General features: G+C 66.8%; 8 protein-coding genes and 1 pseudogene. 7 read left to right on the top strand and 2 right to left on the bottom strand.

Going from position 1 to position 10,982, the window contains the following annotated elements; translation table 11 throughout:
* Nucleotides 1-857, bottom strand: an 857-nt coding sequence (locus VIR09_RS15985; RefSeq protein WP_332013754.1) for an aminotransferase class III-fold pyridoxal phosphate-dependent enzyme, incomplete at its 3' end; no start/stop codon positions are given.
* A gap of 95 nt (nt 858-952) precedes the next feature.
* On the opposite strand from VIR09_RS15985, the gene VIR09_RS15980 reads away from it, so the two are divergent.
* Nucleotides 953-2,473 (top strand): PLP-dependent aminotransferase family protein, encoded by a 1,521-nt coding sequence (locus tag VIR09_RS15980; protein ID WP_414639436.1) that lies wholly within the window; start codon nt 953-955, stop codon nt 2,471-2,473.
* Here the strand turns inward: VIR09_RS15980 and VIR09_RS15975 are convergent.
* Nucleotides 2,459-3,355, bottom strand: a complete 897-nt coding sequence (locus VIR09_RS15975) for a DUF72 domain-containing protein (protein ID WP_332013753.1) — start codon at nt 3,353-3,355, stop codon at nt 2,459-2,461. The two genes, VIR09_RS15980 and VIR09_RS15975, sit on opposite strands and share 15 nt — an antisense overlap.
* 118 nt (nt 3,356-3,473) lie before the next feature.
* Between VIR09_RS15975 and VIR09_RS15970 the strand changes: the two genes are divergently transcribed.
* The 6 genes and pseudogenes from VIR09_RS15970 to VIR09_RS15945 all read left to right on the top strand — a co-directional run.
* Nucleotides 3,474-5,579 (top strand): ATP-dependent helicase, encoded by a 2,106-nt coding sequence (locus VIR09_RS15970; RefSeq protein WP_332013752.1) that lies wholly within the window; start codon nt 3,474-3,476, stop codon nt 5,577-5,579.
* A 63-nt stretch (nt 5,580-5,642) separates the two neighbouring features.
* Entirely contained in the window at nt 5,643-6,647 is a 1,005-nt protein-coding gene (locus VIR09_RS15965; protein ID WP_332013751.1) for a magnesium and cobalt transport protein CorA, read from the top strand.
* A gap of 130 nt (nt 6,648-6,777) precedes the next feature.
* Nucleotides 6,778-7,437, top strand: coding sequence for a thermonuclease family protein (locus VIR09_RS15960; protein ID WP_332013750.1), 660 nt, complete (start codon nt 6,778-6,780; stop codon nt 7,435-7,437).
* Nucleotides 7,438-7,558: 121 nt separating this feature from the next.
* Nucleotides 7,559-9,796, top strand: a complete 2,238-nt coding sequence (locus VIR09_RS15955; protein ID WP_332013749.1) for an ABC transporter substrate-binding protein — start codon at nt 7,559-7,561, stop codon at nt 9,794-9,796.
* Nucleotides 9,793-10,770, top strand: coding sequence for an ABC transporter permease (locus VIR09_RS15950; RefSeq protein ID WP_332013748.1), 978 nt, complete (start codon nt 9,793-9,795; stop codon nt 10,768-10,770). The genes VIR09_RS15955 and VIR09_RS15950 overlap by 4 nt, the downstream gene beginning before the upstream one ends.
* A 5-nt stretch (nt 10,771-10,775) precedes the next feature.
* Nucleotides 10,776-10,982: pseudogene (locus tag VIR09_RS15945) on the top strand (ABC transporter permease); the annotation flags it as partial.

Below are 10,982 nucleotides of genomic sequence, written 5' to 3'. Positions count from 1 at the left end.
TCCATGACGTCGGCGCGGCCGACCACGCCCGAGATCGGGAAGCCGCCGCCCAGGCTCTTGGCCATGGTGATCAGGTCGGCCTGGACCGAGTGGTGCTCCATGGCGAACAGCTTGCCGGTGCGGCCGAAGCCGGTCTGGACTTCGTCGGCGATCAGCAGGATGCCGTGCTCGTCGCAGACCTTGCGCAGCGCCGTCATCAGTTCGGGCGGGGTGATGTTGAAGCCGCCTTCACCCTGCACCGGCTCGATGATGATGGCCGCAACGCGCTTGGGATCGATGTCGCACTTGAACAGCAGGTCCAGCGCCTTGAGCGAGTCCGCCACGCTGATGGACTGGGTGGCGTTGGGGAAGGGCACGTGATAAATGTCGCCGGGCATCGGGCCGAACGACAGCTTGTACGGGGCGACCTTGCCGGTCAGCGCCATGCCCAGCATGGTGCGGCCGTGGAACGAGCCCGAGAAAGCGATGACGCCCGAGCGGCCGGTGGCCGAACGCGCGATCTTGACGGCGTTTTCGACGGCTTCCACGCCGGTGGTGAAGAAGGCGCTCTTCTTCAGGCCGTCGATGGGAGCGAGGCGGTTGATGCGCTCGGCCAGCGAGACATAGCCTTCGTACGGCACGATCTGGTAGGCCGTGTGCGTGAAGTTGTCCAACTGCGCGGAAACGGCGGCCTTGATCTTCGGGTGCAGGTGGCCGGTGTTCAGGACGGCGATGCCGCCTGCGAAATCGATGTACTCCTTGCCATTGGCGTCCCACAGGGTGGCGTTTTCGGCGCGCACCGCGTAGAAGTCGCACATGACGCCGACGCCGCGGGGCGTGGCCAGGGAACGGCGGGTATTCAGGTCCTGATTCTTCATCTCAGCCTCGGAGAGCATGATGGGCGGGAAAACCTTATTTAATGCTACGATGGCCCCATTTGTGGGAACCACTTTTATAAATCAGGTAGAACCAATTGCGGTCCATCGTCGGTGACTTGCTACAGCTGCGGCTGGCGGACGGCTCCAGCGAGCCCATGAACAAGCGGCTGTATCGCGGCGTCCGGGAAGCCATCCTGGACGGGGCCATTGCAGCCGACTCGCGCCTGCCCGCCTCGCGCGACCTGGCAGCCGAGCTTGGCATCGCCCGCAACACGGTGGTCCACGTCTACAGCCAGCTGCTGGCCGAGGGCTACACCCGCAGCCGCCAGGGCAACGGCACCTTCGTCAATGCGTCGGTCCCCGATTCCTACCTGGCCAGCGGCCGGCGCAAAAGCCAGCCGCCGCCGGCGCAAGCGCGCCCGGCGCTGTCGCCGCGCGGCGCCGCCATTGTCGACGGCGTTTCGGCGTCGCCCTACCAATGGGGCGCCTTCATGCCCGGCGTGCCCGACCTGACCGAGTTCCCGCACAAGAAGTTCGGCCGTATCTTCAGCGCCCTGTGGCGCAATCCCTCGCCCGACCTGCTGACCTACGCTTACGGCGGCGGGTTGCCGGCCTTGCGCGAGGCGCTGGCGCAGCATCTGGCGCTGACCCGTTCGATCGATTGCGATCCAGAACAGATCATCATCACCGAGGGCTCGCACCAGGCTATCGACCTGACCACTCGCATCCTGGGCGAGGCCGGAGAGACCGCCTGGGTCGAGGATCCAGGCTACTGGGGCGCGCGCACCATCCTGCAGGCCAACGGCCTGCACACCGTGCACCTGCCGGTGGACGAGGAGGGCATGCGCCTGCCGGAGACCGTCGGCACGCCGCCGCGCTTCATCTTCGTCACGCCCTCGCACCAGTATCCGCTGGGCCCGGTCATGTCGCTGACGCGCCGGCGCCAGTTGCTGGCAGTGGCGCGGCAAAGCGGCAGCTGGATCATCGAAGACGACTACGACAGCGAATTCCGCTTCTCCGGCCGGCCCATCGCCTCGCTGCTGGGACTGGAGCCGGATGCGCCCGTGATCTACATGGGCACCTTCAGCAAGACCCTGTACCCGGGCCTGCGCGTGGGCTATCTGGTGCTGCCCAAGACCCTGACCGCCGCATTCCAGGCGGCGCACGCGGAGCTATACCGCGAAGGGCATCTGATGACGCACGCGGCCCTGGCCACCTTCATCTCGGAAGGGCATTACGCGGCTCACATCCGCCGCATGCGCATGCTGTACGGACGCCGCCGCGCCATGCTGGTCAACCTGATCGAACGGCGGCTGGGACCCGACTGGCTGCATCGCGACGCCAGCATGGCGGGGCTGCACCTGGTGTTGACGCTGCCGCAGGACATGGACGACCTGCGCGTGGTGGACGTGGCGCGCGGCAAGGGCGTGCTGACGCGCGCGCTGTCGCGCTATTACGTCAACGACGAGGGCCGCCGGCCCGGTCTGCTGCTGGGTTACGCCTGCGTGCCCGAGCACGATATCGCGCGCAAGTTCGAGGTGTTGCTGGAAAGCCTGAACGAAGTGGCGCGTGCGCCCGCGGCGGCGCAGCTCCTGGCCGCTTCAGGCCGGCGCTAGCGCGGCCGCGAAGGCCGCGGCGTTGCGCATGCCCTGGTCTTCGAAATTGGTGTTGAAGACCGCGTGCGCCTGGGCGCTCTGCGCTGCCAACCGCGCGAAGCGCTCGGCCAGTTCGGCCAGCTCCTGCTCCGAGTATTCATATTGGAAGCGGCCCGAGGACGCGGCGCCGGACACGTTCCAGGTGGCCGTGTTACGCCCATGCAGGCGCAGCAGCGTCAGTTCCGGGTGGGTGCATTCCCAGACGGCGGGCACGGTGTTGTCAAAGCCCTGGGGGCTGTCGACCACCGTGTGCGCCACCTTCAGATCGCGTTCGAAGGCCAGCGTGTCCGCGGTGGCGGAGGGCGACGCGAACCAGCTGCGGTGGCGGAATTCCACCGACACCAGGTGCTCCTCCATGCGCTGTGCGCAGTCGGCGACCCGGGCCCGGCCACGGGCATCGCGCCGGATCCAGGGCGGGAACTGGAAATGCACCGCACCCAGCTTGCCGGACATGCGTAGCGGTTCCAGCGCGAGCTGGTAGCGGCGCCAGAGTTCGTCGCGCAAATCCGCTGGCATCCGGTCGTGGTAGATGACGGGCTCGGGCCAGTCCGGCAATTCGCGCCGGATGTCCGCCGGCAATGAGGAAAGCGGCGTCTGATGGCCTGTGAACAGCCGGAAGGCCTTGATATTGAAGACGAAATCGTCCGGCGTGCGCTGCGCCCAGAGATAGGCGTTTTCGGCCGTGGGCATGGCGTAATAGCTGGAATCGACCTCGGCCATGGGAAAGCGCGAGGCATAGAAGCGCAGCCGCGCTTCGGCGCTGCGGACCTCGGGCGGGTAGAAGCGGCCGCAGGCCAGCAGGGTGGGGTCGGTCCAGGAGGCGGTGCCGGTCAACAGGCGCATGGCCGGGGATGAATCAGACTTTATTGAAAAAATTCTGTATAAATATACAGTGTCCATCCAGAGCCCGGCAACGTCCGGGCTCGCCGTTTCAAGCGGCTGCAACGCTGCGGCCCCGCCCATGTCCGATCAAACCAATACGTCCCCCCCGTCCGCCGAGCGCCCCGATCCCCTGGCCGATCTCAATCCCGCCCAACGCGAGGCCGCCGAATTCGGCGTGGCCGGCGCGCCGGGCGACGACGGCCCCTTGCTGGTGATCGCCGGGGCCGGCTCGGGCAAAACCAACACGCTGGCCCACCGGGTCGCGCACCTGATCCTGAACGGCGCGGACCCGCAGCGCATGCTGCTCCTGACCTTCTCGCGCCGCGCGGCGCTGGAAATGGAGCGGCGCGTGGGTTCGGTGCTGCAGCGGGTGATGAAGCTGCGCGCCACGCAGCAGGCGCCCTCGCTGCCGTGGGCCGGCACCTTCCATGCCATCGGCGCGCGCCTGCTGCGCGATTGCGCGCAACGCATCGGCCTGTCCGAAGCCTTCACCATCCATGACCGCGGCGACGCCGAGGACCTGATGGGCATGGTGCGCCACGAGCTGGGCCTGTCGTCCACCAAGTCGCGCTTTCCGCTCAAGGGCACCTGCCTGGCGATCTATTCGCGCGTGGTCAACAGCCAGACGCCGGTGGCCGACGTGCTGAAGACGGCCTTCCCCTGGTGCGCGCAATGGGAGGATGAGCTCAAGAACCTGTTCCGCGCCTATGTCGCGGCCAAGCAGGACCAGCAGGTGCTGGACTACGACGACCTGCTGCTTTATTGGGCTGAGATGATGGGCGAGCCCGGCATCGCGGCCGACGTGGGCGCGCGCTTCGACCACGTGCTGGTGGACGAATACCAGGACACCAATCGGCTGCAGTCCGCCATCCTGATGGCAATGAAGCCCGACGGCCGCGGCCTGACGGTGGTGGGCGACGACGCCCAGTCCATTTATTCGTTCCGCGCGGCCACGGTGCGCAACATCCTGGACTTTCCGGGACAGTTCCCCACGCCGGCGCGCGTCATCACGCTGGACCGCAACTACCGCTCCACGCAGCCCATCCTGAACGCGTCCAACGCCGTGATCGGCCTGGCTACCGAGCGCTACGCCAAGGACCTGTGGACTGACCGCAAGTCCTCGCAACTGCCCGAACTGGTGACGGTCAGCGATGAAGCCGGCCAGGCGCGCTGGGTGGCCGACCAGGTGCTGGCGCAGCGCGAGGGCGGGGCCACGCTCAAGTCGCAGGCGGCGCTGTTCCGCACCGCCAGCCACAGCGCCGCGCTCGAACTGGAGCTGACCCGCCGCAACATCCCCTTCGTGAAGTTCGGCGGCCTGCGTTTCCTGGAGGCCGCGCACGTCAAGGACCTGCTGTCGCTGCTGCGCTGGGCGGAGAATCCGCGCGGCCGCATGGCGGGCTTTCGCGTGGCGCAATTGTTGCCCGGCATCGGCCCGGCCACCGCCGGCAAGCTGATGGACGCCATGTCCGCCTCCGCCGAACCCCTGCGCGCCTTGCGCGAGTTCAAGCCGGGCGCGGCGGCGCAGGGCGAGTGGGGCGCTTTCGCCGACACCTACGCGGCGCTGTGCGATCCTGCGCTGAAATGGCCTGCCGACGTGGACCTGGCCCTGCGCTGGTACGGCGCGCAGCTGGAGCGCCTGTACGACGATGCGCGCGTGCGCCGCGCGGACCTGGACCAGTTGGCGCGCATCGCCGCGGGTTACGGCACGCGCGAACGCTTCCTCACCGAACTGACGCTGGACCCGCCGGACGCCACCAGCGACGAGTCCGGCGCGCCGCATCGCGACGAGGACTACATGATCCTGTCCACCATCCATTCCGCCAAGGGCCAGGAATGGAAGGCGGTCTACGTTTTGAACGTGGTCGACGGCTGCATCCCGTCCGACATGAGCACCGGCACCGCCGAGGAAATCGAGGAAGAGCGCCGCCTGCTGTACGTGGCCATGACGCGCGCCAAGGAACGCCTGCAGCTGATCGTGCCGCAGCGTTTCTATGTGCATCAGCAGACCGGCATGGGCGACCGGCACGTCTACGGATCGCGCACGCGCTACATCACCAATGCGATGCTGCCGCTGTTCGACCACCTGCCCAAGCCGCCGGATCTGCCCGAAGGGCGCGGCGTGCCCAAGGAGCCGCAGGCGCCCAGCGTGGACGTGGCCAAGCGGGTGCGCAACCTGTTCTCCTAGGCTGGGCTATCATCGGCCGATATATAAGCTGTCCGGCAGGGATCGCATTGCAAAAGGGTGTTTATGGCTACTGAAGAACATGCCGCCGACGACTCGAAGAGGGAAGTCGTCGCATCGATCGCCTACGTGAACGGACGGCGGGACCGCGAGGTCCCGATCGACGAAGTCGCCCAGTACGTCAGCCAGGACCACGGCATGCTGTGGATCGGCTTGCGCAATCCGCGCCCGGAAATGCTGGCCAAGGTGGCCAGCGAACTCGGCGCCTGCGACAAGAACCAGGAAGAAATGCTGGAGTCCCACCGGCGGCCGAAGATCATCGACTACGGCAACATGATCCTGATCGTCGCCATCACGGTGGAGGTCGAGGCCGAGCGCCCCATCTTCGGCGAGACCCAGTTCCTCATCGGCGACGGCTTCCTGGTCACGGTGCGGCGCGGCGCCACCGCCGGCCACAGCCCCTTGCGCGAACGGCTGGAAGCCTCGCCCGACCTGCTCAAGCGCGGCAGCGACTATGTGGCTTCGGAACTGCTGGACTGGCTGGTGGACCGCTATGTCGCGGCGGCCGGCAAGATCGAATCCGTGGTCGAGGGTGCCGAGCAAAAGCTGCTGATCCGCGGCGCCAAGGACTCGGACATCCGCAGGCTGTACCGCCAGCGCCGCGACCTGCTGCGCATTCACACCGTGGTGTCGCCGCTGGCCGAGATCTGCCGCCGCCTGGCGCGGGTCGAGATGTCGGCGGTGGACGAGCATGCCCGTCCGTATTTTGGCGAAGTGGCCGACCGCGTGCTGCGCGTGGACGAACTGTTCAACTCGCTGCGCGAATCCCTGGCCTTCGCCTTTGAAGCCAGCCTGATGATAGGCCAGGCGGCGCAGAACGACACCACCCGCAAGCTGGCCTCCTGGGCCGCCATCCTGGCGGTGCCCACCGCCATCGCCGGCATCTACGGCATGAACTTCGAATTCATGCCCGAACTGAAATCGCCCTGGGGCTATCCGATCACGCTGGGCGTCATCGCGTCGATCTGTACGCTGCTGTATTGGCGGTTCCGCAAGTCGGGCTGGCTGTAGGAGGGGGGGCGCACGCATGGGTCGCTGGCGTCCAGCGCGCGTAACTCATTGATCACCATCGCCAAAAGCACGGCGTAGTGCTCTGCCTTTATGGCAAACTGCCTGCGTTTTCCTACCTGGAGCGCTGGCGGTGCGTGGCAAACCTAACTTTCGCGGCGGCAGCAAGCTGACCGCCCTGATCGTCGCCCTGATTCTTGCGGCGGCGGGCGCCATCGTCAATTGGCTGCAACCTTCGGGGCGGGAGGGGCAGGACCGGACCGAACGTCCGACTGCTTCCGCCCAGAACCGCCCGGGCGCGACGCTGGCTGGCGGCATACCCCAGGGCAGCTACACGCTCACGGGCATGATCGTGAACGTGGCCGACGGCGATACCGTGACCCTGCGCGCGCCTGACGGCCAGCACCGCATCCGCATGGACAGCATCGACGCGCCCGAGGAGGGCCATGGGTCCGACCAGCCCGGGCAGCCCTATGCCGAGGCCGCGCGCAAGAACCTGGCAGGTTTGGTCGCGGGCAAGACGCTTACCGCGCAATGCTACGAGAAGGACCAGTACGGCCGGGAAGTCTGCGCCCTGATCCTGGATGACGGGCGCTCGGCCAACCGTGTGCAGGTGGAGGCCGGCTACGCCTGGGCTTACACCGCGCGCCAGGGCGACTACCTGCGCGACAAGGCCATGCCGGACCTGCAGCGCCAGGCCAAGGCGGCCGGACGCGGCCTATGGGCGCAGCCTGGCGCCATGCAACCCTGGAAGTGGCGCTACGACTGCTGGCGGCAGCGCCAGTGCGGCTGAGGCCGCGGGGACTGGGCCGCGCAGCCGCCCATACGCGCAAGCGGCCCTGGGGGATGCCTGGATATAGTCCCCGGCCCGTGTTTGCTATCCTCTGTCGCAACGATTCGAAGGGAAGGTTTCCATGCGTGCATTGAAGCGGCTCTGGGCGGCGGCCATGCTGCTGTCTCTGGCGTTGGCGGGCTGCTCGCAAGAAAGCCCCATCAACAGCCCGTACCCGTCCGGCGCCGAAAGCCAGAACACGCTGTTTTCCGCCTTCGTCAAGCGGTCTCCGAAGTACCTGGACCCGGCCAGCTCTTATTCCGGCGACGAGACCCCTTATACGTACAACATCTATGAGACGCTGTACGGCTATCACTACCTGAAGCGACCCTACGAACTGGTGCCGCGCGCGGCGGCATCGATCGACCCGCCCGTCTACCTGGACGCGCAAGGCAACACGCTGCCCGCCGACACGCCCGGCGAGCAGATCGCGCAAAGCGTCTACGACATCAAGATCCGGCCAGGCGCGCGTTACGCGCCCCATCCGGCCTTCGCCCGCAAGACCGACGGCAGCTACGACTATTTTCCGCTGGCCGCGGGCGAACTGGACGACAAGTTCTACATTCCCGATTTCCCGCGCACCGGCACGCGCGAACTGACGGCCGACGACTATGTCTACGCTTTCCGGCGCCTGGTCAGCCCGCGCGTGGTGTCGCCGATCTCCGGCCTCATGACCGAGCACGTGGCCGGCCTGAAGGAGTACGCGGACCGCTTGCGCCAGCGCGACCAGGCCCTGCGGCGCGACATGCCGGGCGGGGCCGGCGCGCCGCCTTGGCTGGATCTGCGCGAAGCCGACGGCTTCACCGGCGTGCAGGCGCTGGATCCGCACACGCTGCGTATCCGCGTCAACGGCAAGTACCCGCAATTCAAGTACTGGCTGGCCATGACCTTCACCGCGCCCATTCCCTGGGAGGCTGATCGCTTCTATAACCAGCCCGGCATGGCGGCGCATGACCTGTCGCTCAATACCTGGCCGGTGGGCACCGGTCCGTACATGCTGGTGGAGTCGTTGCAGAATCGCCGCCACGTGTTGGGCCGCAATCCCAATTTCCATGGCGAACCCTATCCCTGCGAAGGCGAGCCCGGCGACGCGGCCGCCGGCCTGCTGGCCGACTGCGGCAAGCCCACGCCTTTCATCGACCGCGCGGAATTCAGTGTCGAAAAGGAGGCTATCCCGTTGACCGGCAAGTTCTTGCAGGGCTACTACGACGTGCCGCAGATCGAGCGCGGCGAGTATGGCGTGGCCATGCTGGTCGCGGCTGGCGACAGCCAGGACAAGGCGCGCCTGTACAGCGAGCATGGCATCAAGCTGCCGACCACGGTCGAGACCGCCAACTGGTACATGGGCTTCAACTGGCTGGACCCGGTAGTGGGCAAGGGCGACACGCCGGCACAGGAAGAAAGGAACCGCAAGCTGCGCCAGGCCATCAGCATCGCGTTCGACTGGGAAGAGTACGTGGCCGTGTTCGAGAACAGCCAGGCTTCGGTGGCCTACGGCCCGGTGCCGCCGGGCGTGCTCGGCTACCGCGAACCGCCCGAAGGCGTGAATCCCGTGGTCTACGACCTGGTGGACGGCAAGCCCGTGCGCAAGTCGGTGGACGTGGCCCGCCGCCTGCTGGCCGAGGCCGGCTATCCCGACGGCCGCAACGCCAAGACGGGCGCGCCGCTGGTGCTCTATTACGACTCGATGCAGGGCGGCGGCTCCAATCCGCAGTTCGACTGGATGCGGCGCCAACTGGCCAAGATCGGCGTGCAGCTGGACGTGCGCGCCACCGACTACAACCGCTTCCAGGACAAGATGATGCGCGGGTCGGCGCAGATCTTCCTGTGGGGCTGGAACGCCGACTACCCCGACGCCGAGAACTTCCTGTTCCTGCTCTACGGCCCCAACGCCAAGGCCAAGGGCGGCGGCGAGAACGCGGCCAACTACGCCAGCCCCGAGTTCGACCGCCTCTTCGAGCAGATGAAGTTCCTGGACGACGGTCCCGAAAAGGCACAGCTCATCGCCAGGATGATAGCCATCGTGCAGCGCGACGCGCCCTGGATGTTCGGCTACTTCCCCATGTCGGGCGGCGCCTACCAGCAGTGGGTTGGCAACGCCAAGCCGACCCAGATGGTCCGCAACACGCTTCAGTACATGAAGATCGATGCCGCCCTGCGGCAGCAGAAGATCGATGAGTGGAACTATCCGCGGTGGTGGCCGATAGGCCTGTTCGCGCTGTTGCTGGCGCTGGCGATATGGCCTTCGTATGTGGCGCTGAAGCGGCGCGAGCGCCAGACCGCATTCACGCCGGCCCTGGGCAAGGAGCATCAATCATGATCGGCTACGTGATCCGCCGGTTGCTGTACGGCGTGCTGATCCTGATCGGCGTGAACCTCTTCACCTTCGTCCTGTTCTTCGCGGTGAATACGCCTGACGACATGGCGCGGCTGGCCATCGGCGGGCAGCGCGTCAACCCGGATGCCATTGAAAAATGGAAGGTCGAGCGCGGCTACGACAAGCCGCTGTTCTTCAACGCCAAGGCGGAAGGCGCGGCGCAACTGACTGACACCGTGTTCTACCAGCGTTCGGTGCCCTTGCTGGTCATGGACTTCGGCGCGTCCGACGGCGGGCGCGACATCGGCCGCGAGATCAAGACGCGCATGGGGCCCAGCCTGGCCCTGGCGGTGCCCACCTTTTTCCTGGGGCTCTTCGTCAGCATCGTTTTTTCCCTGACGCTGGTGTACTTCCGCGCCACGCGGCTCGACTTCTGGGGCGTGGTGGTGTGCGTGTTGCTGCTGTCCATCTCCAGCCTGTTCTACATCATCGCCGGCCAATGGGTCTTCGCCAAGCTGCTGCGGCTGGTGCCGTTCTCGGGCTTTTCAGGCGGGCTGGATGTGGTCAAGTTCCTGGCGCTGCCGGTGCTGGTCGCGATCGTGTCGCGGCTGGGGCCGGAAGCGCGCTTCTACCGCACCCTGTTCCTGGAAGAGATCGGCAAGGACTATGTGCGCACCGCGCGCTCCAAGGGGCTGGCCGAACGCATCGTGCTGTTCCGGCATGTGCTGCGCAATGCCATGCTGCCCATCCTGACCAGCACGGTGGCGGCCTTGCCGCTGCTGTTCATGGGCAGCCTGATCGCGGAGTCCTTCTTTGGCATTCCGGGCCTGGGCAGCTACACCATCGACGCCATCAACGCGCAAGACTTCTCCATCGTGCGCGCCATGGTGTTCCTGGGCGCCGCGCTCTACATCGTAGGGCTGATCCTGGCCGACATTTCCTACACGCTGGCCGACCCCCGCGTCCGATTCGAGTAGCCGCCATGCCCAAGTTCGTCTTCCTCTGGACCGATATCGCGCTGTGGCTCATGGTGCTGGGCGCGCTGGCCTATGTCTGGCACGTGCGCCGCAGCCCGAACCTGCGCGCGACCTGGGCGCGCGTGGCGCGTGACACGCCGGCCATGTGTTCGGCCGTGATTCTGGCCGCCTTCGTGGTGGTGGGGCTGCTGGACTCGGTGCACTACCGGCCG

The sequence above is a fragment of the Achromobacter sp. genome (genome assembly GCF_036567245.1).
Taxonomy (GTDB): Bacteria; Pseudomonadota; Gammaproteobacteria; order Burkholderiales; family Burkholderiaceae_B; genus Achromobacter.
Note: the sequence above shows the minus strand (reverse complement) of the source record. Positions and strands in the feature narration are given on the sequence as shown.